This window comes from Reyranella massiliensis 521 (assembly GCF_000312425.1).
GTDB classification, from domain to species: domain Bacteria; phylum Pseudomonadota; class Alphaproteobacteria; order Reyranellales; family Reyranellaceae; genus Reyranella; species Reyranella massiliensis.
The window spans coordinates 1367709-1392537 of record NZ_HE997181.1; the positions used below are offsets into that span (position 1 = coordinate 1367709).

Annotated in this window: 25 protein-coding genes; 13 read left to right on the forward strand and 12 right to left on the reverse strand. The window is 64.9% G+C overall.

The window, feature by feature from the left end:
- Nucleotides 1-70 precede the first annotated feature (70 nt).
- Entirely contained in the window at nucleotides 71-628 is a 558-nt protein-coding gene (locus BN60_RS06705) for a carboxymuconolactone decarboxylase family protein (protein ID WP_020695240.1), read from the forward strand.
- Here the strand turns inward: BN60_RS06705 and BN60_RS06710 are convergent.
- The 6 genes from BN60_RS06710 to BN60_RS06735 all read right to left on the reverse strand — a co-directional run bounded on the left by BN60_RS06710 (nucleotide 625) and on the right by BN60_RS06735 (nucleotide 6765).
- Nucleotides 625-1659 (reverse strand): succinylglutamate desuccinylase/aspartoacylase family protein, encoded by a 1035-nt coding sequence (locus BN60_RS06710; RefSeq protein WP_020695241.1) that lies wholly within the window; start codon nucleotides 1657-1659, stop codon nucleotides 625-627. The two genes, BN60_RS06705 and BN60_RS06710, sit on opposite strands and share 4 nt — an antisense overlap.
- Nucleotides 1659-2543: an ABC transporter permease gene (locus BN60_RS06715; protein ID WP_020695242.1), complete on the reverse strand. Its 885-nt coding sequence runs from the start codon at nucleotides 2541-2543 to the stop codon at nucleotides 1659-1661. The genes BN60_RS06710 and BN60_RS06715 overlap by 1 nt, the downstream gene beginning before the upstream one ends.
- Nucleotides 2540-3520 carry an ABC transporter permease gene (locus BN60_RS06720; RefSeq protein WP_020695243.1) on the reverse strand — a complete coding sequence of 327 codons (981 nt, stop codon included), beginning with the start codon at nucleotides 3518-3520 and terminating at the stop codon, nucleotides 2540-2542. The genes BN60_RS06715 and BN60_RS06720 overlap by 4 nt, the downstream gene beginning before the upstream one ends.
- A gap of 9 nt (nucleotides 3521-3529) precedes the next feature.
- On the reverse strand, nucleotides 3530-5182 hold the full coding sequence (locus BN60_RS06725; protein WP_020695244.1) for a peptide ABC transporter substrate-binding protein: 1653 nt from the start codon (nucleotides 5180-5182) through the stop codon (nucleotides 3530-3532).
- A gap of 69 nt (nucleotides 5183-5251) precedes the next feature.
- On the reverse strand, nucleotides 5252-6034 hold the full coding sequence (locus tag BN60_RS06730) for an orotate phosphoribosyltransferase (protein ID WP_020695245.1): 783 nt from the start codon (nucleotides 6032-6034) through the stop codon (nucleotides 5252-5254).
- 101 nt (nucleotides 6035-6135) lie between these two features.
- A complete protein-coding gene (locus BN60_RS06735; protein WP_020695246.1) occupies nucleotides 6136-6765 on the reverse strand; it encodes a trimeric intracellular cation channel family protein in 630 nt (209 codons plus the stop codon).
- Between the two features lie 55 nt (nucleotides 6766-6820).
- Here BN60_RS06735 and BN60_RS06740 point away from each other — a divergent pair, with 55 nt between their 5' ends.
- Nucleotides 6821-7471: a DUF1345 domain-containing protein gene (locus BN60_RS06740; RefSeq protein WP_020695247.1), complete on the forward strand. Its 651-nt coding sequence runs from the start codon at nucleotides 6821-6823 to the stop codon at nucleotides 7469-7471.
- Here BN60_RS06740 and BN60_RS06745 read toward each other — a convergent pair.
- From BN60_RS06745 to BN60_RS06760, 4 genes are all read right to left on the reverse strand, one after another.
- Nucleotides 7468-8970 carry an AMP-binding protein gene (locus BN60_RS06745; RefSeq protein ID WP_020695248.1) on the reverse strand — a complete coding sequence of 501 codons (1503 nt, stop codon included), beginning with the start codon at nucleotides 8968-8970 and terminating at the stop codon, nucleotides 7468-7470. The two genes, BN60_RS06740 and BN60_RS06745, sit on opposite strands and share 4 nt — an antisense overlap.
- A 10-nt stretch (nucleotides 8971-8980) precedes the next feature.
- Nucleotides 8981-10441, reverse strand: a complete 1461-nt coding sequence (locus BN60_RS06750) for a DHA2 family efflux MFS transporter permease subunit (RefSeq protein WP_020695249.1) — start codon at nucleotides 10439-10441, stop codon at nucleotides 8981-8983.
- A 66-nt stretch (nucleotides 10442-10507) separates the two neighbouring features.
- Entirely contained in the window at nucleotides 10508-11434 is a 927-nt protein-coding gene (locus BN60_RS06755; protein ID WP_043283692.1) for a DUF2950 domain-containing protein, read from the reverse strand.
- Entirely contained in the window at nucleotides 11431-12711 is a 1281-nt protein-coding gene (locus tag BN60_RS06760; protein ID WP_043283694.1) for a DUF3300 domain-containing protein, read from the reverse strand. Before BN60_RS06760 ends, BN60_RS06755 begins: the two co-directional genes overlap by 4 nt.
- Before the next feature lie 217 nt (nucleotides 12712-12928).
- Here BN60_RS06760 and BN60_RS06765 point away from each other — a divergent pair, with 217 nt between their 5' ends.
- From BN60_RS06765 to BN60_RS06805, 9 genes are read left to right on the forward strand one after another with little or no spacing between them, the layout of a single operon-like run.
- Nucleotides 12929-14554 carry an arylsulfatase gene (locus BN60_RS06765; RefSeq protein WP_020695252.1) on the forward strand — a complete coding sequence of 542 codons (1626 nt, stop codon included), beginning with the start codon at nucleotides 12929-12931 and terminating at the stop codon, nucleotides 14552-14554.
- A gap of 10 nt (nucleotides 14555-14564) precedes the next feature.
- Complete coding sequence (locus BN60_RS30735) at nucleotides 14565-14972, forward strand: putative hemolysin (RefSeq protein ID WP_020695253.1); 408 nt, start codon at nucleotides 14565-14567, stop codon at nucleotides 14970-14972.
- Nucleotides 14969-15943, forward strand: a complete 975-nt coding sequence (locus tag BN60_RS06775) for an AAA family ATPase (protein ID WP_043284983.1) — start codon at nucleotides 14969-14971, stop codon at nucleotides 15941-15943. Before BN60_RS30735 ends, BN60_RS06775 begins: the two co-directional genes overlap by 4 nt.
- Nucleotides 15944-15959: 16 nt before the next feature.
- The gene (locus BN60_RS06780) at nucleotides 15960-16898 is read left to right on the forward strand and encodes a DUF58 domain-containing protein (protein WP_020695255.1); all 939 of its coding nucleotides are present in this window, start codon (nucleotides 15960-15962) and stop codon (nucleotides 16896-16898) included.
- Between the two features lie 8 nt (nucleotides 16899-16906).
- Entirely contained in the window at nucleotides 16907-17341 is a 435-nt protein-coding gene (locus tag BN60_RS06785; protein ID WP_020695256.1) for a DUF4381 domain-containing protein, read from the forward strand.
- A complete protein-coding gene (locus BN60_RS06790) occupies nucleotides 17335-18333 on the forward strand; it encodes a VWA domain-containing protein (RefSeq protein ID WP_020695257.1) in 999 nt (332 codons plus the stop codon). Before BN60_RS06785 ends, BN60_RS06790 begins: the two co-directional genes overlap by 7 nt.
- Entirely contained in the window at nucleotides 18330-19259 is a 930-nt protein-coding gene (locus BN60_RS06795; protein WP_020695258.1) for a VWA domain-containing protein, read from the forward strand. The genes BN60_RS06790 and BN60_RS06795 overlap by 4 nt, the downstream gene beginning before the upstream one ends.
- Complete coding sequence (locus BN60_RS06800; RefSeq protein WP_020695259.1) at nucleotides 19256-19876, forward strand: tetratricopeptide repeat protein; 621 nt, start codon at nucleotides 19256-19258, stop codon at nucleotides 19874-19876. The genes BN60_RS06795 and BN60_RS06800 overlap by 4 nt, the downstream gene beginning before the upstream one ends.
- Entirely contained in the window at nucleotides 19873-21090 is a 1218-nt protein-coding gene (locus tag BN60_RS06805) for a BatD family protein (protein WP_083855985.1), read from the forward strand. The genes BN60_RS06800 and BN60_RS06805 overlap by 4 nt, the downstream gene beginning before the upstream one ends.
- Before the next feature lie 22 nt (nucleotides 21091-21112).
- On the opposite strand, the gene BN60_RS06810 is transcribed toward BN60_RS06805, so the two are convergent.
- Both BN60_RS06810 and BN60_RS06815 read right to left on the reverse strand, forming a co-directional pair.
- Complete coding sequence (locus BN60_RS06810) at nucleotides 21113-21661, reverse strand: hypothetical protein (protein WP_148283335.1); 549 nt, start codon at nucleotides 21659-21661, stop codon at nucleotides 21113-21115.
- Nucleotides 21662-21777: 116 nt separating this feature from the next.
- Nucleotides 21778-22104 (reverse strand): NIPSNAP family protein, encoded by a 327-nt coding sequence (locus BN60_RS06815; RefSeq protein WP_020695262.1) that lies wholly within the window; start codon nucleotides 22102-22104, stop codon nucleotides 21778-21780.
- Nucleotides 22105-22173: 69 nt separating this feature from the next.
- Here BN60_RS06815 and BN60_RS06820 point away from each other — a divergent pair, with 69 nt between their 5' ends.
- Both BN60_RS06820 and BN60_RS28635 read left to right on the forward strand, forming a co-directional pair.
- Nucleotides 22174-23952 (forward strand): flavin-containing monooxygenase, encoded by a 1779-nt coding sequence (locus tag BN60_RS06820; protein ID WP_020695263.1) that lies wholly within the window; start codon nucleotides 22174-22176, stop codon nucleotides 23950-23952.
- Between the two features lie 11 nt (nucleotides 23953-23963).
- Entirely contained in the window at nucleotides 23964-24818 is an 855-nt protein-coding gene (locus BN60_RS28635; protein ID WP_020695264.1) for an SMP-30/gluconolactonase/LRE family protein, read from the forward strand.
- The last annotated feature ends 11 nt before the right edge of the window (nucleotides 24819-24829 follow it).

A 24829-nucleotide genomic window follows, 5' to 3' on the forward strand; every position in this document is an offset into this window, starting at 1 on the left:
AAATTTCTTTTAATATTGATCCATATATCTGAGTTGGCAAGAAGAATTGGAAACGTTTTCAGGAGTGCAAATGTCCCGTCTGCCATCACGCCCGCGGCCCTACGAACCCGAGATCGAGAAGTTGATGGAGGGCATGCGTTTCGATGGGCCGGCGCCACGGCACCTCATGCAAGCATTGGCCCACTCGCCAAAGTTCCTGATGCGCTTCCAGGCGATGGGCGGGACGCTGCTGTTCCGCGGCAAGCTGCCGGCGCGGGAGCGCGAGATCGCCATCATGCGCACCGGCGCACGCACCCGTTCGGAATACGAATGGGGCATGCACGTGCGGCTCTACCAGGAGAGCTGCGATCTCACCGATGCGCAGGTCACTGCGACTCGCGAGGGCAAATGGAACGATCCCGTATGGACGGCACGCGAGCAACTCGTGCTCCGCACCGTCGACGAGCTGCATGACACGTCGACGGTCTCGGATGTGCTCTGGAAGGAGCTGGCTGCTGCATGGCCGGAGGAGCAGCTTGTCGAGCTGATCCTGACTATTGGCTACTATCACATGGCAGCGTTCTTCCTGAATGCGACCGGCGTCGCGTTGGAAGAGGGCGCGGCTCGATTCCCCGAGAAGGTTTCCTAGCCTGCGATATCCGTGGCGAGATGGAAGAGGCAGTCGCCGCGCTCGCAGCGCGCGGGGACTCGCTTGCAGAGCACGAGGCCGGCGCGCTTGAACGGCACGACCTCGGGTTCGCGCCACGGCGTGTGGTGGAAGTGGATGCGCGCGGCAGGTTGACCGGCCTTTACCTCATCGCCCAGCTCGACCAGGGGCTCGAACAGGCCGCCGTCGGTGGCGTAGACGTAATAGTCATCGCCGCCGATTTCCGTGAGCCGCGTCGGCGACGGCGCAGGAGCGGGGCCTTGCAGCAAACCGACATGGGCCAGCACGCGCCGCGTGCCGCTTTCCGCGACCTTGAGGGAACCCGGCGTCACCAGTCCGCCGCCGCCCAGCTCCGTGCCCATGGCGATCACGCCTGCGCGATAGGCAGCCGAGGTGAAAGTGCGGCCGCCGCCCTGGGGGGCGGCGGAGATGTAGCTCACTGGCGCGCCGAAGGCTTTCAGCAGGCCGGTGACTTTCTCCATGCGCGCGGCGTCCTGATGGCGCGGCGCCAGCGCGCTTGGAATGTAGGTGAGGGAGCTGCCGCCGGAATGGAAGTCGAAGGCGTAATCGAAGCCCGGCAGCAGGGCATGCTCGATCCAGTAGGCGATCTGCTGCGTGATCGTGCCTTCGGCATCGCCCGGGAAGGAGCGGTTGAGGTTGCCCTCGTCGATCGGCGAGGTGCGCCGACCTTCCATGGCGGCGGGAAAGTTCGCGGAGGGCAGGATGACCAGCCGGCCCTTGATGTCCTTGGGCTCGATGCTGCGGATCAGGTTGCCCAGCCCGATCTGGCCTTCCCATTCGTCGCCGTGGTTGCCGGCCTGCATCAGAACGTTCGGCCCGTCGCCGTTCTTGATGCGCACGATGGGGATCGGAATCCAGCCATAGGCAGAGCGGTGCACCGAATGCGGCACGCGGACGAAGCCCGTGGCCTTGCCCTCTCCATTGAGGTCGATGTCGGCAGTTAGCCTGCTGAGTGCGGTGAACTCGGCGGATTTCAATGTTGCATCGGTCATCAGCGTCTCTCGCTTCGGGGGTCGAGGGCGTCCTGCAGACCGTCTCCAAGGAAATTGAAGGCGATCACGGTCAGGAAAATAAGGAGGCCAGGCCATAGCGCCAGCAAGGGTGCTTCCTGCAAGAGTTCCTGCGCGCCGGTCAGCATATTGCCCCAGCTTGCGGCCGGCGGCTGGATGCCGAGGCCCAGGAACGAAAGGGTCGACTCGAGCAAGATGAGCGTGCCCATCGAGATCGTCGTGGCAACGATCAGGGATCCCGCCGTATTGGGCAGGATATGGCGCAGCATGATGCGTAGAGGCCGGGCACCCAGCGCCCGCGCGGCCCGCGAGAAGTCGCGCGCCTTGAGCGACAGCGTTTCGGCGCGCACCAGTCGCGCGACCGTCGTCCAGCCCGTAAGGGCGATGATCACGACGATGCGATAGAGCGAGAAGGCTTCCGACTGGGCCAGCTCCGCCGGCACGCCGAGCTTTCGCGGATCGATGGCGGCCACCACGAGCAGCAGCGGCAGCAGGGGCAGGGCGATCACGCCATCGGTGAAGCGCATCAGGAAGGCATCGAGCCGGCCGCCGAGATAGCCGGCCGCGACGCCGATCAGCGCACCGAGCAGGCCCGAGAGAAGAGCACCGGCAAGGCCAACCAGAAGAGACACCCGTCCGCCGTCGAGCAGGCGCTGGAAGAGGTCGCGGCCGACATCGTCGGTGCCGAGCCAGTACGCGGCCGAGGGCGGCTCGAAGCGGCGGAACAGGTCGGTCTGCGTGGGATCGACGCCCCGGAGTTCCGCGATCAGCGGAGCAGCGAGCGATAGCGCCATGATGACGATCAGGAAGATCAACGAAGCGCGCGCCAGATGGTGGCGTCGCAGGCGGTTCCAGCCGCGGGTCATGGCTGATCTGCCGCCAGCGAGACACGCGGATCGACCCAGGCATAGCCCAGGTCGGCCAGCAGATTGCCGGCGATGGTGGCTGCTGTCGCCAGCAGCAGGCCGACCAGCGCGAGGTTGTAGTCGTTTTCGAGGATCGCCTGATAGATCGCCTTGCCCATGCCCGGCCAGGCGAACATGGTCTCGGTGATCACCGCGCCGGAGAACAGCCCGCCGAACGACAAAGCCAGGATCGTGAGCACGGGAGCCAGCGCGTTGGCGAAGGCATGCCGCCACAGCACGGTCCGTTCCGGGGCGCCCTTGGCGCGTGCCGTGCGGACGTAGTCCTGGCGCAGCGCTTCGATCATCGCGCCGCGCATGAAGCGCGTGTACGGCCCGAGCTGGACCAGGGTCAGCGTCACTACCGGCAGCACGAGGTGGCGAAGCTGCTCGGCAAGCGCGACGCTCCAGGGCGTGTCGGGGCGCGGATACGCCATGCCACCGGCTGGCAGCCAGCCCAGGAAAACGGCAAACAGGGTGATCAGCAAAAGCGCTAGCCAGAAAGGCGGCGTGGAAATGCCGGCGAAGCAGAAGAGATTGATCAGATAGTCGGCGCGGCTGCGGGGATGGGCGGCGGCCCAGATGCCCAGAGGCAGGGCGATCGCGACAGACAGCACGAAGGCCGAGCCGGCCAGAAGAAGGGTGTTGAGGAGGCGCGGCCAGAGGATGGTGAGCACCGGCTGGCCGAAGGAGCGCGAGTAACCGAAATTGCCCTGCACCGCTTCACCTGCCCAGGCGAGATAGCGTTCGAGCAGCGGCCTATCGAGCCCGTAGGCTGCGCGCAGTCGGGCTGCGTCCTCGCTCTTCATGTTGGGGTCGCCCGAGATCATCAGATCGATCGGATCGCCCGGCATCAGTCCGATCAGCAGGAAGACGACCAGGCTCATCACGGCGAGCGTGAAGATTGTCTGGACGGCGCGCGAAACGAAGTAGCGACTCACCTCAAGGGCTCACGGGCCTTCCCACCGCCACTGCTCGATCCAGAGCGTCGAGCTGTTCAGCGTGCCGGTGGGCGTGACGCCCTTCAGCGCCTTGGGGATCACGAAGGGATCGACGCGGAAGAAGAGGGGCAGGGAAGGCAGATCGTCGGCCGCGAGCTTCTGGATCTCGGCAAACAAGGCGCGGCGCTTGTCGACGTCGAGTTCACGCTCGGCGTCGTCGAGCGCCTTGTCCATCTGCGGGTTGGCGTAACCCGGGTAGTTCTGGCCGCTCCACCCGTTCTCGGCAGTGGGGATTTCCTTGGAATGCAAGGTCGAACGCGGCACGCCGCCGGGACGCTGGACCCACGCATACATGCCGAGCCCGTTATAGTTCCGCCGGTTCATCACTTCGAAGAAGAGGCGGGGCGGTTCGGCCTTGATGCGGGCCTCGATGCCGACCTGCCGAAGCTGGCTCTGGATGACCTGCGCCACCAGCTCGCGCACACGATTGCCGGCCGTCGTTCCAAGCTCGATCGACAACCGTTCGCCCGCCGCGTTCTGGCGCACGTTGTTGCGGATGGTCGAGAAGCCCGCTTCGTCGAGCAGCTTCTTGGCGGCAGCGGGATCATAGCCGTACTGCCGCGCCGCCGGGCTGAACATCGGGTCGAGGTCGCTGATGCCGCCATGCGCGATCGGCTGCTTGCCGTCGAACAGCTTCTCCGAAATCGCCTTGCGGTCGATGGCAAGCAGCATCGCCTGCCGCACCCGCTTGTCGGCCAGCAATTTGTTGTCGAGATTGACGTCGATGTGTTCCCAGATCAACGCGGGCTTGTAGATGACGTTGTACTTGACGCCGTGACGCTTCTCGAACGCAATCGCCTGGTCGAGCGAGAGGCCGAGTTCGCCCAGCACATAGTCGACACCGCCCGAAAGCAGGTTGGCTTCCAGCGCCGCCGTGTTCTCGATGATCTTCACGACAATGCGCTTGAAGTAGGGCTTCTCGCCGGTCCAGGTCGGGTTCTGTTCCAGGGTGATCCGGCTGCCGGGCACGATCTCGACGATGCGGTAGGGGCCGAAAGCCAGGCCCGGATTGGTCGATTGGGTGTCGTAGGCCGTCTTGTTGCGGTACTCGGCCGGGTTCGCCTCGAAGATCGGCTTTTCGATGTGCGCCGGCAGCAGAAGCAGGGCGCTGCTGTTGTAGTCGAAGGTTACCCGGTCGATCGTCATGGTGAAGCGATGATCGTCTTTGACGTCGAGCTTGAGGACCCGTTTGAAGCCTTCGGAGGAGGCGACTCCCGACAGCGGATGCTTGCCGACTTCGAGGGTGAAGGCGACGTCCTTGGTCGTCACCGGCACGCCGTCGCCCCAGCGCAGGTCGCGCAGCTCGACGTCGACCTCCATGCCCTTCTTGCCGTCGGGCAGGTCGATCACACGCGCCTTGCCGTTCTCGATGGTCGGCAGTTCGGTGCAGGCGAGACAGACCAGCTTCCAGTCCGCGTCGTAGGCCGTGAGCGGACGGGCCGTCATGTTGGCGATCAGCGACTTGGCCAGCATCGAGCTGATGACCGGATTCCAGGTCCCGGGCATCTGCGTCATGGCAACGACGAGTTCGTCCTTGGCATGGGCAGGAGTGGCGGCGAGGGCGGCGAGGGCCAGAAGGCCGGCAAGGAAACGGCGGATCATGTCCGCCGCACCGTAGCAAAAGACTCTATCAGCGTCCCTGTTTCACGGTCCGAGTATCGGACGCGGAACTTACCGTCCGAGCGTCGGACGCGACGAGGGCGGACGGCCGCCGTGGCTGGCCGACCACTGCTCTGGCGCTTCGAGGAAGGCACGGGTCTCGGTGAGGCCCTTCTCGTCGAAGTACTTGTGCTTCTCCGCCGCTTCCAGCGCATCCCACCAAGTCGCAAGCGCATGCAGCTTAACGCCGGTGGAAGACAGCATCTCAATGCTCTGCGGAAAGATTCCGTAGTGGAAGATCACGAAACAGTCGGAAACCTTCGCCTCGGCCTTCCGAAGCGCTTCGATGAAGACGAGCTTGCTGCCGCCGTCGGTGGCCAGATCCTCGACCAGCAGGACCCGCTTGCCCGGCTTCAGCTCGCCCTCGATCTGCGCCATGCGCCCAAAGCCCTTGGGCTGCTTGCGCACATAAATCATCGGCTTCTTGGCCAGTGCAGCCAGAAAGGCGGCAAATGGGATACCCGCGGTCTCACCGCCGGCCACCACGTCGATCTTGCTCCAGCCGATCGACTTCTCGATCATTTTATGCGCATGCGCCATGATTTTGGCGCGGGCCTCCGGGAAGGAGATGATCTTGCGACAGTCGATGTAGACCGGGCTCGCCCGCCCCGACGTGAAGATATACGGGTTGTCGGGTCGGCAGTGGATCGCCTCGATCTCCAGGAGGAGTCGTGCGGTATCCCTGGCTTCCGGCGTACCGCTGGTACGATCCAGGTTTGCCTTGCCGTTCAAGTTCTTGGCCGCCTTGTCCGCAGGAGCAGTGCCAGGCGATGATGCTTTCTTCTTCGTCGCCATGCTGCTTTTCCCCCACGCCGCTTGCGACAAAATGACGGCCGGATGTTTAGCGTCCCTCCACAAGACCGGCAAGGGCAGGGCGCGGATTCAGGCGTTGGAATTTAGTCGGTTTTTTTAAAAGACCGTGTTTTGGTCGCCGCAATCGGCAAATGCCACCCCCGATAGATCGACATCAGGCGCAGGAAGAGACAAAGCCCTGCCCCTGCGAGGGCTACCGGCAGGCTGGGGAGGCCGAGCCATGTTCCCAGTGCAACCGTCCCCGCTCCGGCGAGGGCTGCCACCGCATAGAGCTCGGACCGCAGGACCGTCGGCACCTGCAAGGTGAGCAGGTCACGCGCCACGCCGCCGCCAACGCAGGTCACCAGGCCCAGAGCAGCGGCCATGACCGGGTTCAGCCCATAGGCCAACGCCTTCTGCGTGCCGGTCACAGCGAACAGGCAGAGGCCTGCCGCATCGAAGAGCATGACGGGGGTGCGCAGCCGGTCGATCCAATCCGAGGCGAAGAAACCCAGCACGCCGGCGGCGAGGGCGGCAGCAAGATAGTGCCAGTTGGAGATCGCCGCCGGTGGCACGGCGCCGATCAGGAGATCCCGGGCAATGCCGCCTGCGACCGCTGCCGCCCAGGCGACCACCAGGACACCGAACAGATCGAGACGCTTATGCACTCCGCGAGTCGCGCCGCTGATGGCGAACACGAAGGTCGCGGCGAGGTCCATCGCGGTGAAGAGCATTATACATAAACATTACAACGATTACCCTGCGCTGCCGAGATGGCAGAGTGCGGTCATGAAGCTCCGAGCGCCTCGTTTCCTCCATGCCCACCCCAGGTTGTTGCTGTCCTTCGTGGCCGGGCTCGCATTGTTCCTGTTGTTGCCTCACGGCATGCGGATCGAAACGAGATGCCTGCTCGGCTGGGATCTGATGGCGTTGCTCTACATCGGCAGCACGCTGCGGATGATATCGACATCGACGGTCACGACCTGCAGGACCCGAGCCGAACTCTACGATGAGGGCGATTGGGTGATCATTCTCGTCGTGGTGGTGAGCGGGGCGGCGAGCTTTGCCGCGATCTTCGCCGAGCTTGCCCTGCTCAAGACGCCGCACGGTTCGCTCTGGCTTGCGCTGCTGATTTCCGGCGGCACCGTGGTGCTGTCATGGTCGTTCACGCACATGGTCTTCGCGCTTCACTACGCGAACATCTACTACCGGCTCGACGATGACGGGCCCGGCGGGTTGCGTTTTCCCGGCGACCGCCCGCCCGACTACCGGGATTTCCTCTACTACTCCTTCGTCATCGGCTGCGCGGCGCAGACCGGCGACGTCGAGACGGAGTCGCACGCAATGCGCCGGCTCAGCCTCATCCACGGAATCGTGGCCTTTGCATTCAACACTGCGATCCTGGCGCTCACCATCAACGTCGGCGCCAGCTTGATCTAACGGCGTGGAGACAATCGGAAATCGCGACCGTCTTTGAGCCAGGCCAGCCGCTCGTCGCGCAGCAGGGTCCGGCGTGCCTTGCCGGAATCGTCGCGCAGGCTCGCCGTGGCGATCTCGTAGCTCTCGGGATGCTTGTTGCGACTGAGCAAGTCGGCCAGCAGGGGACCCATGCCGTCGATGACGCTTCGCGGATCGGCATCCTCTCTGATCTCGATGATGGCGTGGAGGCGGTTGCCGAGTTCGGCATCGGGCAAGCCGACGACGATGCTGGAGCGCACGTCGGGATGTGCCACCACGGCCGCTTCGACCTCCGCCGGATAGATGTTGGCGCCGCCGCGCAGGATCATGTCGCTCAGCCTGTCGCCGAGGTAGAGATAGCCCTCGGCATCGAAGTGTCCGACGTCGCCGATCGATTCCCAGCCATCCTGCCGCCGCTTCGGGTTCGCCCCGAGATAGTGGTAGGTGCTGCCGGAACCGGAGGCGGGCAGGAAGTAGATTTCGCCGGTTTCACCGGGCGCCACGTCCTTGCCGTCTTCGCCGATGATCCGGATCTGGCACACGGCGGGGTCGGGCCGTCCGACGGAGCCCTTGTGAGCGAGCCATTCGGTTCCTGAAATCACGGTGCTGCCCTGGCGTTCGGTGCCGCCATAGAGCTCGAAGATCCGCTCGGGGCCCAGCCAGTCGATCCACTTTTCCTTGAGCCAGGGCGGCATCGGGGCGGCCATGTGGAAGACGACCATGAGGCTCGACAGGTCATAGCGGTTGCGAACGCTCTCCGGCAGCGCCCAGATCCGATGCATCATCGTGGGCACGAAGTTCACCCATTCGAGCCTGTGCGCCTCGATCAGACGCAGCGCTTCCTCGGCATCGAACTTCCTCAGGCCGGTGACGCTGCCGCCCGCGAACAGCGCCTGGTGGCTCACGAGAAACGGCGCATTGTGATAGAGTGGGCCGGGATTGAGCAGCGCCGTGCCGGGCTCGATGCCGAGCAGCGCCGGCGCCGCGAGCTCGACGACGGCGGGCTGGTGGTCGAGGATGATCTTGGGACGCCCCGTGGAGCCGCCGCTGGTCATCGCCTTCCAGTAACGAGCGACGGGGCGGTCGAGCGGTTCGTCGGAAACGCCTTCGGGGACGAAGTCCTGCGGCAGGGCATTCGGGGCGTTCCAGTCCGGCTCGCCGCCGACGACGAGGGCGGGTTTCAGGACCTCCAGGATCGCCGCTACTTCGCCGCGCGGTAGACGATGCGAGAGCGATGTCGGTGTCGCGCCCAGTTTCCAGATTGCAAAGCTCGTCTCATAGAACGCGTTGCTGTTGGGCAGGCCGATGGCGACGAAGTCGCCGGCTTTGACGCCCCGCTCGGCAAAGGCGCGCGCGCGCCGGTTGGCACCGCGTTCGAGGGCGTCCCAGGTGAGCTCCCGTCCCTCGTGCCGCACGGCAACGGTGCCGCTCGGTTTGTGGTCGGCATGCCAGCGCGGCACGTCGGCGAGCGGCAGCAGCATTCAATTCCTCCTAGTGCTCCGCACTTTCGGGGTGGGCGGCGCGATGCTTTTGGGAGTCGTGCTGGCTGATGGTGTCACCATCGTCCTTCCGAAGCTCCATGAAGACGACCGACGATACGACCGTGAGGATGCCCAATGCCAGAAAGGATTGCTGCACGCCGTGGATCAACGCATCGGGATGCGAATGCAGGGACGGCGGCACGAAGATGGCAGCGATGAGGCCGGCGCCCGCGACGCCGAAGCTGATGGCCAGTTGCTGGCCGGTCGCGGCGATGGTGCTGGCGGCGCTGGTCTGCGAGGCGCTGACGTCGGCATACACCAGCGTGTTCATGCTCGTGTATTGCATCGAGGTGAAGAAGCCCAGGATGAAGGCCTGCAGGACGATCAGCCAGATCGGCGTGTGAGCCCCCACCGTGGCGAACGACATGATCATGAGGCCAACGACGATCGTGTTGCCGACCAGCACGTTGCGATAGCCGAGCCGCGCCAGGATTGCCGGCATGAAGGTCTTCAGCCCGATCGAGGCGATTGCCTGGGGCAGGACCAGCAGGCCGGATTGAACCGGCGAGAAGCCCAGGCCGATCTGGTAGAGCAGCGGAAAGAGGAAAGGGATGCCGCCGAGGCCAAGGCGCGTGAAGAACCCGCCGCTCACGGCCGCGCGGAAGGTGCGCAGCTTGAACAGTCCGAGGTTGAGCAGCGGAAAGTCGGTCATGCTGGCACGGATGCCATAGCCTGCGAGCAGTGCGACGGCGATGCCGAGAAGTCCGAGTATCTCCATCATGCCGAGCGTGTTCTCGCCGAAGACCTCCAGAACATAGGAGAGAAGGGCGATGCCGCCGCCGAACAGCACAAGACCCAGAAAATCGAGCCGGTGGGTCTGTTCCTCGCGATAGTCCGGCAAATAGCGCCGCACGAAGTAGAGACCGAGCAGGCCCACCGGAATATTCACGAAGAAGACGATGCTCCAGTGGAGATAGGCAACGATCAGGCCACCTGCCACCGGGCCGATCATGGGGCCGACGAGGCTCGGAATGGCGACGAAGCTCATGGCCTTCACGAGATCGGACTTGCCGAAGGTGCGTGCGAGCGTCATGCGGCCGACCGGCATCATCATCGCGCCGCCCGCACCCTGGATCACGCGGCAGGCCACCAGCATCTCGATGCTGGTCGCGAGACCGCACAGGATAGAGCCCAGGGTGAATAGACCGATGGCCGAGGCGAAGACGCGGCGGGTGCCGAAGCGATCGGCCATCCAGCCGCTGATCGGAATGAAGACCGCGAGGCTCAACGTGTAGCTCGCCAGCACCGCCTTCATGTTGAGCGGCGTCACCTCCATTGCCTTGGCGATCGCCGGAACGGCGGTGTTCAGGATCGTCGTGTCGAGCGACTGCATGAAGAAGGCGACGGCGACGAGCCAGGGCAGCAGCCGCTTGATTGAGTCGCTGGGCAGGTCCGAAGAGGGGGAGGACATAGGCAATCGGCTGCTATCGTCGGGCTGTCGCCGACGGGCGTAGCCGCCAACCGTATTACCCTTGCCCTAGGGCGAAGTCATGTCGGCCTTTTCCCAGTTCTTGTCGGGATCGAACAGCGCGATGGTCCCGGCGCGTTCGCCGGTCTTCGGGCCGAGATCGCGTTCGTAGACCACACCGTCCTGGTTCACGATGAAGGTCATGACGCCGGTCTCGCCGTAGGTCACAGGCCAGGCGATGACGCCGAAGCCGCCGACCATGCGATTGTTGACGAGGTAGTCGTAGGCGCCGCCTCGGGCCGCAGCACCTTGGCCGTAGAGCAGGCGGAAATGGTAGCCGAAATAGCCCTGTCCAGGCCCGTCGCCCGGTTGCGCCTTGGCGACGAGAGCGCCGAGCGGGCTCTCCGGCTCGCCGGGTTTCGTCTCCCAATAGAGGCCATTCTTCTGGCCGGGTGAGCTGAGCAGGCGACGCGCATAGGTCGGAACTCCGATCTTCATCGGATCGAGCGCGGCATAGTCGTGCTGTGCGTCGACAATCGCGAGCAGGGTCTGGATGACGGTGAACTCGTCGCGTCCGATTTCGCGGGCTTCGATCTCGGTCTTTCCCGCCACGACGTCGAAATGCCAGCCACCGGCGTCCTTGACCAGCGGGATCGGCATGCTCCAGCCGGTCTTGCCTGCTTCGACGAGCGCCTTGTCGTCGCCTTGCATCACGACCTTGTGATTCTCGTCCCACGCGGCGAGGAAGCGGGCACGCAGATCGTCCTCGTGTGCGGTGTTGCCGGGAATCAGGTCACGCCAGCCGGTTCCGAGGATTGCCTCGACCTTCTTGTCGTCGTTCTTGCGAATCGCCTCGGTGAGCGTGTCGGCGGCGACATCGGGAGTGGCAAAGCGTTCCTGCTTGTCGGTCTGCGCGGACGCGACGCCTGCAAGCGACGCGAAGAGCAACAGGGCAAAGCCCATGCTCCCGAGGAGCATTCGAATGGATATGCTCATCGCCTGCCTCCCCTCGTTCCACCACCGCCACCATGAGAGCCGCCGCCACCGCCGCGGGCGCCACCGGATGGCCGCTGATAGTTCGGATGCGAGTTGGCACGTCCTTGCTGCGCGCGGCCGCGCGTCGCTTCGCGATTCACTTGCTGGCCTCGATTGACACCGCTCAGGGCCGACGGCTTGTCGCCCTGAGCGAAGTTGCCGCGATTCTGAACCTGGGGATGCGTGCCGGCTTGCGGTCGATTGGCGCCGCCCTGCGGACGATTGGCACCACCCTGCGGCAGGTGAGGCGCCTGACCGGGCGTGCGGCCGCCAGGCGTTTGTCCGGCGAGTTGACCGCGGAACTGTTGGCGCTCGGCAGCGCCGGCTGGTTTGTGCTGGCCAAACTGCTGGCGGGTCGCCGGATCGCGGTAGGCGACGCCACGGCGGTGGCCGGGATCGTGCTGCCAGCGGTTGCTGTTGTTGACGTAGCGGTTGCGGTCGAAGTTGTTGTCGATGTTGACCGCGCGATTGACGTTCACGTTAACGTAGGAATTGCCGCGGCCCCAGTTCCAGCTCGAGAACATCGAGCCTGCTGCGGCGATGCCGATACCCCACAGCAGGCCGGTCGCCAGGGCCGCTCCATAGCCGTAGCCGGGTGGCGGCGGATAGTAGGTCGGCGGATAGGCAGGATAGGGCCAGGCGCCATAGGCCCAGGCGGGGTTGTAGGACGGAACGTAGATGACTTCGGGATTGGCCGGCTCGATGATGATCGTGCGGTCTGCGCCCGAGCCCTGGCTCGTGACGGTCTGCTGCTGACCGCTCTTGAGATTGCCGGCGTCCGCTGCCTTGGCGCGAAGTCGCTGAATCGAGTCCGCGACGTCCTGCTGCTGCGAGATCATTGCGTCGCCGAGCTTCTGCGTCCATTCGAGATGATCGCTGAGCTGCGTCAGCACGGCAGGGAAGGCCACCAGCGACTTCACGCTGACGTCCCAGCTCTTGTCCTTCACGGCCGCAACAGCCGCATCGCCTTTCAACGCCGGGTTCGCTTTAGACCAGCGGGCAGCCTCGACGATCTCCAACGGATATCCCGTCGCCATCAGAACTTGCGACAGTAGCGAATCGGGATAGAGCGCAATCGGCGCGAGGATCTGGTCGAGTTCCTCGGGCTTCAATGTTTTCTTGTCGTCCTCGGGCGCGGGAGGTGCCGGAGGAGAGGCCTGGGCAAAGCACGGCATGGAATTCAACGATCCCAGCGCGGACATCGCCAAGGCGCCCAGCAGCATTCTACGCCGATCCATATGTGTCTCCCGCGTCCAGAATTGCGGCTGCCAACACACCCTAGGATGGAGTGAGCATCAGCGTCCAGATCACAAATGCGTTTCTGGCGTGCACACCAAGTGATCGGCGCGTGGTTGCGAGGTCGGTCTGTCCCGCGCGCCTATGCGCAATCTGAGATTTACCGGCGGCGACAACCGGTCGTAAAGTCCACCCCTGCTGTGCAACAGGGAGGTTGGTATGAGCGACGATCGCAGCGGTCGAGTGATCGACAATCGGCGACGCAACCTCTTGCTTGGCGGTGCAGCGGTTTCGGTGCTGGGTACCGTCGGGCTTGCCGGGACGGTGCAGCAGGCGCAGGCACAGCAAACGCCGGCCGGCGGGCGACGGCTGAACATCCTCGTCATCTTTGGCGACGATGTCGGGCAGTCGAACATCAGCGCTTATACGTTCGGCCTGATGGGATACAAGACGCCCAACATCGACCGCTTGGCGCGCGAGGGCGCGATGTTCACCGACTACTACGCCGAGCAGAGCTGCACGGCGGGGCGGTCGACCTTCATCACGGGACAATGCACGTTGCGCACCGGCCTCAGCAAGGTCGGTGTGCCGGGCGCGACGGTCGGGTTGCAGGCCCGCGACGTCACCATTGCCGAGATTCTCAAGCCGATGGGCTATGCGACCGGTCAGTTCGGCAAGAATCACCTGGGCGATCGCGACGAGTATCTGCCGACCAATCACGGCTTCGACGAGTTCTTCGGCAACCTCTATCACCTGAACGCCGAGGAGGAGCCTGAGCAGCGCACCTATCCGAAGGATCCGGAGTTCCGCAAGAAGTATGGGCCGCGCGGCGTCATCCGCTCCTATGCCGACGGTCGCATCCAGGACACCGGCCCGCTCACCAAGAAGCGCATGGAGACCATCGACGACGAAACGTCGGCGGCCGCCATCGACTTCATGGATCGCCAGGTAAAGGCCAACAAGCCATTCTTCTGCTGGTTCAACTCCACGCGCATGCACTTCCGCACGCATGTGAAGGAGGATCGACGCAGCCCGGCCGGCCTCACGGCGCTCACAGAATATGCCGACGGCATGGTCGAGCATGACGGTCATATCGGGCAGATCCTGAAGAAGCTCGACGATCTCGGCATCGCCAACGACACGCTGGTGATCTACACGACCGACAACGGCCCGCACGCCAACTCCTGGCCCGATGGCGCCACCACGCCTTTCCGCAGCGAAAAGAACACCAACTGGGAGGGGGCGTATCGTGTGCCCTGTTTCGTTCGCTGGCCGGGCCGCGTTCAGCCGGGGACCGTATTCAACGGAATCGTGAGTGGGCTGGACTGGTTCCCGACGCTTGTGGCGGCGGCCGGCGAGGCCGACATAAAGGACAAGCTGCTCAAGGGCTATCAGACCGGCGGCAAGACCTACAAGGTCCATCTCGACGGCTACAATCAGCTTCCTTATCTGACCGCCAAGGAACCCAACAGCGCGCGCAAGGAGTTCGTCTACTTCAACGATGATGCCGAACTCGTCGGTCTGCGCTACGAGAACTGGAAGATCGTCTTCGAGGAGCAGCGCGCGCCCGGAACGATGCGGGTGTGGGCGGAACCGTTCACCAAGCTGCGCCTGCCGAAGCTGTTCGATCTCCGTGCCGACCCCTACGAACGGGCCGACATTACCTCGAACACTTATTACGACTGGTTCATCTCGCAGCCCTACGTCATCTTTGCCGCACAGGAAGTGGTCGGCAAATTCCTGGCGACGTTCAAGGAGTATCCGCCCAGTCAGCGGGCCTCTAGTTTCTCGATCGACCAGATCGTCGAGGGCATGCAGAAGTCGTTGAACGCAATCTCGAAATAGGAGCGACGTTTTGCGGGGAGCGATCATTCTCGGTACGGTGCTGCTGAGTGCATTCGGCAGTGCTTCCGCGCAAGATCAACGTCCGCCGCAACTTGCCAATCCGGCTTCGGTGCGATGCGTCGAGCAGGGCGGGGCGCTCGAGATCGAAAAGCGCCCCGATGGCGGTCAGTACGGTGTCTGCACCTTCGTCGACAACTATCAGTGTGAGGAATGGGCACTGTTCCGCGGCGAATGCCCAAAGGGAGGGTTGCGCGTGACGGGCTATGTAACGTCTGCCGGCCGGTTCTGCGCCATCACCGGCGGCCGCTATGCCGTGTCGTCGCCGCCGGCTGCCGCCGCAGAAAAGGGCGTGTGCTCGCTTCCCGGCGGCAAGACCTGCGACGCCGACGCCTACTATGCAGGGACGTGCTCACGATGAGCGCGCGCGAGCAGATCGCCGAGATCCAGCGCCGGGTAAATGCGTCGGTCATCGGCCAGGAAAGGGTGGTCGAGCGGCTGGTGATCGCCCTGCTGGCCAACGGCAACGTACTGATCGAAGGGCTGCCGGGGCTGGCCAAGACGCGCGCGATCAAGAGCCTGTCGAAGGCGCTGGAGTCAGAGTTCAGCCGCATCCAGTTCACGCCGGACCTCCTGCCATCCGACGTGACGGGGGGCGAGATCTATCTCAGCCAGGGCGCGGGGGCAGGCACCTTTCAGTTCCGTCAGGGACCCGTGTTCGGCAATCTTGTGCTGGCGGACGAGATCAACCGTGCGCCGGCCAAGGTCCAGTCGGCATTGCTGGAAGCCATGGAGGAGCGTCAGGTCACGGTTTCGGGCAAGCGCTACAAGCTGCCGGCTCTGTTCATGGTCCTGGCGACCCAGAACCCAATTGAACAGGAAGGCACCTATCCGCTGCCCGAGGCGCAGATGGATCGGTTCCTGATGCATGTCCGAATCGACTATCCAAGCGATGCGAACGAAGTGAAGGTGCTGCAACTCGTGCGGGGGGAAGAAGCACAGGGCGTCGAGACGGCACCTCTGCCGCCGGTGGAGCAGCGGGCCATCTTTGCTGCGCGCGGAGAAATCGATCACGTGAAGAGCGTTGCCGCCGTCGAAACCTATATTGTCGCGCTGATCGCCGCGACCCGTCGACCATCGGAATATGGCGACCAGCTCAAGGACTGGCTCTCGATCGGCGCCAGCCCGCGTGGCTCGCTGGCGCTGGACCGCTGTTCGCGAGCCCATGCCTGGCTGCAGGGACGTGATCATGTCCTGCCGGAAGACGTGCGGGCGGTGTCACACGATTGCCTGCGCCATCGCCTGACGCTTTCCTACGAGGCCACCGCCGCGGGCGTCGGCAAGGATGACGTCATCGACGAAATTCTGAAGCAGGTGGCCGTCGCGGCGTGACGCAGAAGGAGGGCGGATGACTGAGGCACGCGCCTATGTGACCCTCGACGAGCTGCTGCATCTGCGCCATCGCGCCAAGGGCTTCAGCTTTCTGCCCCGCCAGCCGGTGCATAGCCTTTTGACCGGCCGACATGCCTCGCGGCTGCGCGGCCGCGGTCTCGATTTCGAGGAACTGCGCCACTATGCCGAAGGCGACGACACTCGAGCTATGGACTGGGCTGCGACCGCGCGGCTCGGGACGCCGCATGTCCGTGTCTATGGCGAGGAACGCGATCGCAACGTCCTGCTGCTGGTCGATCAGCGGCAATCCATGTTCTTCGGCAGCCAGCTTGCCATGAAGTCTGTCGTCGCCGCCGAAGCGGCAGCCCTCTCGGCCTTCCGCGTCGCGTCGTTGGGCGACAGGGTCGGCGCCATTGTCTTCTCGGAGGCGGGCGGCGTGGTCGAAATCAAGCCGGAGGCGCGCGACGCCGGTGTCCGGCGCATCCTGGGCGAGATCGTGCGTCACAACCGCTTGCTGTCGGCGACGGCTGGTGAGTCCGATCCGGCGCTGCTCAACGAAGCGCTGCGCCGCGCCGTCCGCCTCGCTCATCACGATTGGCTGATCGTGCTGATCTCCGACATCGCGGGGGCCGACGCCGAGAGCGTCAAGCACGTGACGCGCCTCACTGGCCACAACGACGCGCTTTCCGTATTCATTTCAGACCCCCTGGAAGCCGAATTGCCGGACATTGGAAACGCCGTTCTGACCGATGGCAGCCGCCAGATCGAAGCGGACCTCTCCGCAGGTGTTCTGCGTCGGCAATTCTCGGCAGGCTTTGCCGAACGGCGGGCCAGCGCGGCCCGTTTCTCGTTGCAGCGAGCCATTCCCGTGTTGCCGTTGGTCACGGGCCGCGACGTGTCCGACCAGTTCCGCGAACAGCTCGGCCGACGCCTTTCCCGGCGCCGCGCGGCCTGAGCGCGGGGATGAGCGATCCCGCCGATCTTTCCAACCTGCGCGACATCGTCGTCCCACCTGAGGTCGCCCTGTGGCCACCAGCGCCGGGCTGGTGGATACTCCTGGCGGGCGGCATTGCCATGGCGGCGATCTTCGCCGGCATGATCGTCGCTCGATACAGGCGCAATGCCTATCGACGGGCCGCCCTCGTTGCTCTCGACACGGCCGACGCTGGCGACATCTCCAGCATCTTGAAACGCGTGGCGCTGGCGGCGTGGCCGCGGGCCGAAGTGGCGTCGCTGACGGGCGCCGAGTGGCTTGCCTTTCTGGACCGCACCGCCCGCAGCAATGTGTTCACCCAGGGAGCCGGGCGCGATTTGGAAGGCTTGGCCTTTGGCGGCGCCGGCGACGAGCAGGCCGTCCGGGCGGCGGCCCGCAACTGGATTCGGCGGCATCGATGCTGACGTTTGCCCAACCATGGTTCGCTCTTCTCCTGCCTCTGCCGGCACTGATCTGGTGGCTCATGCCGGCATATGCAGAGAGCCGGCGCGGCGTGCGTGTCCCGTTCTTCACGCTGCTCGTTTCTGCAACCGGCTTGCAGCCGCACGAAGGTGTCGTGACCCGGCAGCGTGGTTTCTGGCGGACGGCAAGCCTGGTGCTGTGCTGGCTGCTGTCGTTGCTGGCCCTGATGCGGCCGCAATGGCTCGAGCCGCCGATCCATCGGGAAAGGCCGGCGCGGGATCTCCTGCTGCTGGTCGACCTCTCGGGCTCGATGGATACCAGGGACTTCACCGATCCATCGGGCGCCAAGGTCGATCGCCTGACGGCCGCGAAGCAGGTGCTCGACGAGTTTCTCGCGAAGCGGCAAGGGGATCGCGTCGGTGTCGTGGTCTTCGGTAACGCGGCCTTCACGCTGGTACCCTTCACGACTGACCTGAAGCTGGCGCGCGCGCTGCTGCAGGAGATGCAGGTCGGCATGGCCGGGCCGCGTACCGTGCTGGGCGACGCGATCGGGCTCGGCATCAACCTGTTCGCCCGCTCGACGGCGCCGGCCAAGACCATGATTGCCTTGACCGACGGTAACGACACGGCGAGCAGCGTGCCGCCGGCCGAAGCGGCGCGCATTGCTCACGATAAGGGGATCGTGATCCATACCGTGGCGATCGGCGATCCCGCAGCGGCCGGCGAGGAGAAGCTCGACGAAGCGGCGTTGAAGGACGTGGCCACGGTGACCGGCGGCGGCTTCTACCGCGCGCTCGACCGCGCCGAACTGGCCGGCATCTATACGAAGCTCGACCAAATCGAAGCACGCAAGGTCGATACGGTGAGCTACCAGCCGCGTACCGATCTCTATTGGGTTCCGCTGCTTGCGATGATCACGGTGGCGCTGTTGGCGCAGGCCCTGATGGTCGTGCGGCGGCCACGGTTGAGCCGCCTCCTGAAGGTGGCGTCATGACCGCTTTCCTCGAGAACTTTCATCTGTTGCGCCCTTGGGTGTTGCTGCTGCTCTTACCCGCACTGGCCCTGTGGTGGGCGAGCCATCGGGCCAGCGACACGATGCGCCGGTGGCGGCAGGTGATCGATCCGGCGCTGCTGAAGCATCTCGTCGTTGGCGACACGGCCCGCCGTGCCTTGCGCCCGCATCATCTGCTGCTGGCTGGTATTGCCGTGGTGACCTTGGCGGCGGCAGGGCCGACGTGGCATCGCGAACCGTCGCCTTTTGCCGAACAGGCGGCACCGGCGATGATCGTGCTCAAGGTGACGCCCTCAATGACGACACCCGATCTGGCGCCGACGCGCCTCGACCGGGCACGACAGAAGATCGGCGATCTGCTCAAGCTCCGGGACGGCATGCCGGCAGGGCTCATCGCCTATAGTGGCTCCGCCCACCTCGTCCTGCCGCCGACACCCGATCGCGACGTGGTGATTGGTATGGCGGGGGCGCTGTCGCCGGCGATCATGCCGCGCGAAGGCGACCAGCTGGCCGATGCGGTGAAGCTCGCTGCGCAGGTGCTGCGGGATGGCGGACAGGGCGGCTCGATCCTGGTCGTGGCCGACAATGCGGCGCGCGGTCAGGCCGCGGCGCTGAAATCGCTCGCCGTCGGGGCGCCGGTGATCCTGTTCGCCGTGGCTCCGCCGCAGTTCGTGGCGGCCGATGCGGGCCTTGCGGCGGCAGTGTCGGCACTCGATGCCCGTGAGGTCGTCGCGACGGTGGACAATCAGGATGTGCAGGCGATTGCACGCCGGCTGGTGGATGCACCCGGTGCGCCAGTGGCTGCCGGTGAGACGGTGCATTGGCAGGAAGCAGGCTGGTGGCTGACGCCAGCCGTTTCTCTGATGGTGCTGCTGTGGTTTCGCCGCGGTTGGGTCATCGCGTCATGAAGCGGCCGGGTACCTCGATGGCTGTGGTGGCATCGCTGGTCGTCGCGGCTTTGGCGATCGGAGCTTGGCAGATCGGCTGGGCCGATCTTTGGATGACACCGGATCAGCGTGGTCGCCGGTGGATGGCGGAACAGAATTATCGCGAGGCCGCCAAGGCCTTCGCAGATCCGATGTGGGCTGGCGTTGCCCGCTTCCGCGCCGGTGAGTTCAAGGAGGCCGCGGAGACCTTTGGTGGCCTGGCGACCGCAGCGGCGGCTTACGATCAAGGCAATGCACTGGTGATGCTCGGTAAGTACGACGATGCCGTCGGCCGCTACGATCGTGCCTTGGCCCTGCGGCCGGGCTGGGCCGATGCAGAGGCAAACCGGACGCTGGCAAGACTGCGGGCGGAAATGATGCGGCAGAAGGGTGCCGATGCCGGCGACCAGCGCGAGGGCGCCGACGAGATCGTCTACGACAAGGACAAGAAAAACCAGGAGGGGCAGAAGACCGAGGTTACCGGCGCCGTGATGACCGACGAAGCCTCGCGCGCCGTGTGGCTGAAGCGTCTGCAGAGTCGCCCCGCCGACTTCCTTCGGGCGCGCTTCGTCAACCAGCTCGAGAGCAAGGCGCCATGAGAGTGGTGCTTTCGCTTCTGGTCCTGCTGCTGTCGGTGCCGGCGATGGCCCAGACCGAAGGCGTGGTCGTACGGACCACGGTGAAGCCGGAGCAGGGCGTCGTGCTGGGGCAGCATGTCCGCGTCTTGGTGGATGTCCTGTTTCCGGGCGAGATGCCTCGACCGCCGCGGGTTTCTCTCGCCGACATGTCGGGCGCGCAGATCGTACGCTACGAAACGCAGGCCACGACAATGAGCGACACGATCGACGGCAAGACTTATGCCGGGCAGCGCTTCGAGTTCGCCCTTTATCCGCGTCGCGGCGGCCGGCTCACCATTCCGGCGCCGTCGGTGACCATATTGAACAGCTCCGGCGATATTGCGGGCCAGCTCCAGGGAAAGCCGCTCGAGTTGCAGATTGCCGTGCCGCCGGGTGTCGATCCGACGGCACCGGTGGTCGCCGCCGACTCGCTCACGCTTGAAGAACAATGGCAGCCGGTGCCGTCGAATGCCTTCAAGGCGGGCGACGCCATCGTCCGCACGATCACCCGCGTCGCCGCCGATGTGCCAGGCATGGCAATGCTCGACCTCGCCTTCACCGCGCCGCGAGGCGTACGTGTCTATGTCGACCCGCCGCAAAGCACCGATCAGGTCAGTCGCGGCGCGCTAACAGGCCGGCGAACCGATCGCGTGACCTATGTGTTCGAGACTGGCGGTTCGTTCGTAATTCCCGAGGTCGCGCAGCCCTGGTGGGATCTTTCGGCGAACCGTCTCCGGCGCGCCGTGGGTGGAGGCGCCACGATCGCGGTGGCGAGCGCGCCGGTTGCTGCGGCGCCTGGCGACCCTGTCGAGCGCTGGGTATTCGCGGCCGCCACGGTACTGGGTCTCGTGTCCTTGGCGCTGTGGAGCTGGCTGCATGTACGCAGATGGCAGGCTGATCGTCGCGCCCGCTGGCTGGCTTCCGAATCAAAGGCCTTCGACGATCTCAAGGCTGCGTGTCGCAAAGACGGACCTGAGGCCGCCTATCGCACCTTTGCGGCGTGGCGGCAGCGCTTGCCAAGGCCGGAGGATGCCGCGCCACTTGCCGAGGAGATTGAAGCCGCATTGTTTGCCGGCGCGCCCTGGTCGCCCGATAGGGCCGATGCCTTCGCCAGGAAGGCCGAGGCGCTGCGCCATGCGACGGTACGGCGAGAGCGGGCGAGCATCTTGCCGCCGCTCAATCCCGCGGTGCCCTGACGGGACACCGCCGCCGAACGGCTCAGGTCTGTTCGGAAGGCGCCTGCCTGACAGTAGACCGCTTTCGACTGCTTGGTGCCGGCTTCATCAATGACGCAGCCAGCCGCACCGATAGAACAAGAGCGCGGCCGACCAGCATGCCGGCGCAGCATGTCGCAATGAGCGCGGCGCCGAGCTGAAGGTTCTCGAGAGCCGGGGTGAAGATCGCGGCCACGATCTCGGTGGCGACCGCAACGGCAAGAATGATCGGCACCCAGAGCAGCGCCCGCTTGGCGGCGGACCGCTCCTGCAGCATCGACATGTAGAGATCGACGTGCAGCACGGTCGTGAAGCCGCGGAGCATGCCGATCGCCAAACCCGCGAGCACTGCCGCCTCGAAAACCCAGGGAGGCCGATGGGCGATGACCTGCAGCAGGAACATGCCGATGGCGACGACCGTCGCCAGCGTTGCAGGCACGAACAGACGCCAGATCGACACGTAACGGCGTCGGATCTCGCGCAATGCGAAGTACACACAGCCGCTCGCCCCCAAAGCCAGCAGCAGGTGGACCAAAGTTAAATTGTAGACCATTTCCCGTTGAACACCCGACAGTACACTAACCGCTGCCGTCGCGTCGGGCGAGTATGTTTCGACCTGCTAAACGCCGCAGCTGGGTTCCTAAATGTTGCAGGTGGATTACGGCATCCTTACGGATGCGGCCCCCAGGGTGCCGCATTCAGCAGCTTCACTTCCTGACTCATCACCAGCGGACGAAACTTGACGGCGAAGCCGTCCATGAAGGCGGGGTCGGAGAAGACAGCGGCCCAGTGGCTGCGTCGGTGAGCATCGTCGTTGAACTTCCAGAGATGAACGAGCTGATTGATGGTACCCGTGTCGCCCTGGAAATAGCCGACGAGGTTTTTGGCATGGCCGCCCTTGTCGAGCGCGGGGAAGCCGAACTCCTGATAGAGCTTTACCGCCTCCGCCATCTTGCCGACGTAAAGCGTGTAGGTCCTGAGTTCGTAGAGCGCCATTTCGATCTCCCGCCGTGATGCTGGACCTCAGGATGACAAGGACGCGCGTTACGCTCTAGGCTCGATTCCATGGATGTCGAACTCAGCCGTGATGCGAAACAAGTTGTCGGCGATTGGCTGACAGGCCTGAATGCCGCTCTCGAGGCAAAGGACGCTGCCGCTGTCGGCGCCCTGTTCCGCAGCGATTGCGATTGGCGCGATATCGTGGCGCTCACCTGGACCATCGAGACGGTGAGTGATCGCGAGCCCGTCGCGCGGCGCCTCGTGGAAGCTGCCACAGCCACCGGGGCGTGCGACTTTGCCATAGATCCCGAACGCCATCCGCCGCGCGACGTCGAGCGCGCCGGCGAGACTTGCGTCGAGGCGATCCTGACTTTCGCGACGAAGGTGGGCAGGGGAGCCGGCATCGTTCGCTTGAAGCGCAGCGACTGCCGCGCTGGCTCGACGGTGGCCTGGACCTTGATGACCGCCCTCGACGAACTCACCGGCTACGAAGAAGAAGTGATCCTCGAAGCCTCGGAAGAACCCGCCTTCGAGCGCGATTTCCACGGCCCCAACTGGCTCGACCGCCGGGAGCAGTCGTCGCGTTACGAGGATCGCGAGCCGGTGGTGCTGATCGTGGGCGGCGGCCATGCCGGCGTGACGGCGGCGGCGCGCTTCAAGGCCCTGGGCATCGATGCGCTGGTCGTCGACCGCATGGCACGCATCGGCGACAACTGGCGCAAGCGCTATCATGGGCTGAAGCTGCACAATCAGAAGCACAGCAATCACTTCCCGTATCTGCCGTTTCCCAAGACCTGGCCGAAGTACATTCCCAAGGACAAGATCGCCAACTGGATCGAGTCCTACGTCGAGACCATGGAGATCGACTTCTGGACGCGCACGACCTTCCAGGGAGCCACCTGGGACGCGTCGAAGAAGCGCTGGACGGCGCAGCTTGCCCTCGACGTCGCCGACGGTGTGGGGCGCACGCTCCATCCACGCCATATCGTGATGGCGACCAGCGTCAGCGGTACGCCGAACCTGCCCGACATCCCGACCCTCGACCGCTTTACGGGGCCGGTTGTCCATTCCAGCAAATTCACCGACGGCGCCGCGTGGCGCGGCAAGAACGTCTACGTGTTCGGCACGGGGACCAGCGCGCACGACATTGCGCAGGACCTGCACGGCAATGGCGCCCACACGACCGTCGTGCAGCGCAGCCCGACCCTCATCACCAACGTCGAGCCCAGTGCGCAGCTCTACGACGGCGTCTATTACGGCAAGGGGCCGGCCTATGAAGACCGCGACCTGATCAACGTCTCGGTGCCGCTGCGCGTGATGAAGGTGGCGCACAAGATCCTGACCGACGAATCGCGCCGGCACGATGCCGCGCTTCTCGAAGGGCTGGAGAAGGTCGGTTTCCGGCTCGAATTCGGCGAAGGCGGCACCGGCTGGCCGCTGAAGTACCGCTCCCGAGGCGGCGGTTACTATTTCAATGTCGGCGCCTCCGATCTGGTCGCGCGCGGCGAGATCGGCCTCATCCAATATGCCGACATCGCCGAGTTCACGGCGACCGGCCTGAAGATGAAGGACGGCGGCGAACGTCCTGCCGATCTGATCGTGCTGGCTACCGGCTACAAGGGGCAGGACCACCTGGTCGGCCAGCTTTTCGGCCCGGAGGTCGCCAAGAAGGTCGGTGCGGTCTGGGGCTTCGATCCGGTCACTCAGGAGCTGAACAATATGTGGGTGCCGACCGCGCAACCCGGCCTCTGGTTCACCGGCGGCTCCTTCGCGCAGTGCCGCATGTACTCCAAGTACCTCGCCCTGCAGATCAAGGCGCAGGAAGAGGGGCTGGCACCTCGATAGGGGGACAATCGATGCAACAGGTCGCGACAGGCTACGGGCTCGTCGAAGGCCCAGTCTGGGATTCGGCCCATGGTCTCTATTTCAGCGACGTCATCAATGGCGGGGTCTACCTGCTGGATCGCGCCGGTGCAGTTTCCCTGGCCGTGCCGAAGCGGCGGGGCATCGGCGGCATGGCGCTTCACGATAGCGGCGGTCTGATCGTGGGCGGGCGCGACATTGCCCATGTCTCGTTGGCCGACGGGGGCACGAAGACGCTGCTGCCGCTCGATGCCATCCCCGGCGCCACCGGCTTCAACGATCTCACGACCGACAGCGTCGGGCGCATCTACGTAGGGTCGCTGGCCTTCAAGGTATTCGGCGGCGAACCGCCGAAGCCCGGGCACCTGCATGTCATCGACGTGGACGGCTCGATGCGCACCGTGTCCGACGGCATACTCCTGACCAACGGATTGGGCTTTTCGCCCGACGGGAAGCGTCTCTATCACAGCGACGCGCGCGCCGGGATCGTCCGTGTCTACGATGTGGCGGCGGATGGCGGCGTCGGCCCGTGGGGGCAGTTCGCCTCGATGGGCGACGGCGGCGTTCCCGACGGATTGAAGGTGGCGAGCGACGGTTCGGTCTGGGTTGCCGACGCCCATGGCGGCCGCGTCGCGGTCTTCGGTGCAGACGGTGCGCACCGCCGCGATCTCGAAGTGCCTCTGCCGATGGTCACCAGTGTCTGCTTCGGCGGCGACGACCTGCGTGATCTCTACGTCGTCACGGGCTCACGTGGCGGCCCGAGCGAGAATTGCGGCAGCATTTTCAAGACGAGGGTCGACGCTGCAGGCTTGGCACTGCCGCCAGCCAGGACTAGGCTGACGCCCTAACGGAAAATTCA

What these genes read in the sequence shown, in the direction of transcription:
- BN60_RS06705 (WP_020695240.1), top strand. Translation starts at nt 71, where the DNA reads ATGTCCCGTCTGCCATCACGCCCGCGGCCCTACGAACCCGAGATCGAG.
- BN60_RS06710 (WP_020695241.1), bottom strand. Translation starts at nt 1,659, where the DNA reads ATGACCGATGCAACATTGAAATCCGCCGAGTTCACCGCACTCAGCAGG.
- BN60_RS06715 (WP_020695242.1), bottom strand. Translation starts at nt 2,543, where the DNA reads ATGACCCGCGGCTGGAACCGCCTGCGACGCCACCATCTGGCGCGCGCT.
- BN60_RS06725 (WP_020695244.1), bottom strand. Translation starts at nt 5,182, where the DNA reads ATGATCCGCCGTTTCCTTGCCGGCCTTCTGGCCCTCGCCGCCCTCGCC.
- BN60_RS06730 (WP_020695245.1), bottom strand. Translation starts at nt 6,034, where the DNA reads ATGGCGACGAAGAAGAAAGCATCATCGCCTGGCACTGCTCCTGCGGAC.
- BN60_RS06735 (WP_020695246.1), bottom strand. Translation starts at nt 6,765, where the DNA reads ATGCTCTTCACCGCGATGGACCTCGCCGCGACCTTCGTGTTCGCCATC.
- BN60_RS06740 (WP_020695247.1), top strand. Translation starts at nt 6,821, where the DNA reads ATGAAGCTCCGAGCGCCTCGTTTCCTCCATGCCCACCCCAGGTTGTTG.
- BN60_RS06745 (WP_020695248.1), bottom strand. Translation starts at nt 8,970, where the DNA reads ATGCTGCTGCCGCTCGCCGACGTGCCGCGCTGGCATGCCGACCACAAA.
- BN60_RS06750 (WP_020695249.1), bottom strand. Translation starts at nt 10,441, where the DNA reads ATGTCCTCCCCCTCTTCGGACCTGCCCAGCGACTCAATCAAGCGGCTG.
- BN60_RS06755 (WP_043283692.1), bottom strand. Translation starts at nt 11,434, where the DNA reads ATGAGCATATCCATTCGAATGCTCCTCGGGAGCATGGGCTTTGCCCTG.
- BN60_RS06760 (WP_043283694.1), bottom strand. Translation starts at nt 12,711, where the DNA reads ATGGATCGGCGTAGAATGCTGCTGGGCGCCTTGGCGATGTCCGCGCTG.
- BN60_RS06765 (WP_020695252.1), top strand. Translation starts at nt 12,929, where the DNA reads ATGAGCGACGATCGCAGCGGTCGAGTGATCGACAATCGGCGACGCAAC.
- BN60_RS06775 (WP_043284983.1), top strand. Translation starts at nt 14,969, where the DNA reads ATGAGCGCGCGCGAGCAGATCGCCGAGATCCAGCGCCGGGTAAATGCG.
- BN60_RS06780 (WP_020695255.1), top strand. Translation starts at nt 15,960, where the DNA reads ATGACTGAGGCACGCGCCTATGTGACCCTCGACGAGCTGCTGCATCTG.
- BN60_RS06785 (WP_020695256.1), top strand. Translation starts at nt 16,907, where the DNA reads ATGAGCGATCCCGCCGATCTTTCCAACCTGCGCGACATCGTCGTCCCA.
- BN60_RS06790 (WP_020695257.1), top strand. Translation starts at nt 17,335, where the DNA reads ATGCTGACGTTTGCCCAACCATGGTTCGCTCTTCTCCTGCCTCTGCCG.
- BN60_RS06795 (WP_020695258.1), top strand. Translation starts at nt 18,330, where the DNA reads ATGACCGCTTTCCTCGAGAACTTTCATCTGTTGCGCCCTTGGGTGTTG.
- BN60_RS06800 (WP_020695259.1), top strand. Translation starts at nt 19,256, where the DNA reads ATGAAGCGGCCGGGTACCTCGATGGCTGTGGTGGCATCGCTGGTCGTC.
- BN60_RS06805 (WP_083855985.1), top strand. Translation starts at nt 19,873, where the DNA reads ATGAGAGTGGTGCTTTCGCTTCTGGTCCTGCTGCTGTCGGTGCCGGCG.
- BN60_RS06810 (WP_148283335.1), bottom strand. Translation starts at nt 21,661, where the DNA reads ATGGTCTACAATTTAACTTTGGTCCACCTGCTGCTGGCTTTGGGGGCG.
- BN60_RS06815 (WP_020695262.1), bottom strand. Translation starts at nt 22,104, where the DNA reads ATGGCGCTCTACGAACTCAGGACCTACACGCTTTACGTCGGCAAGATG.
- BN60_RS06820 (WP_020695263.1), top strand. Translation starts at nt 22,174, where the DNA reads ATGGATGTCGAACTCAGCCGTGATGCGAAACAAGTTGTCGGCGATTGG.
- BN60_RS28635 (WP_020695264.1), top strand. Translation starts at nt 23,964, where the DNA reads ATGCAACAGGTCGCGACAGGCTACGGGCTCGTCGAAGGCCCAGTCTGG.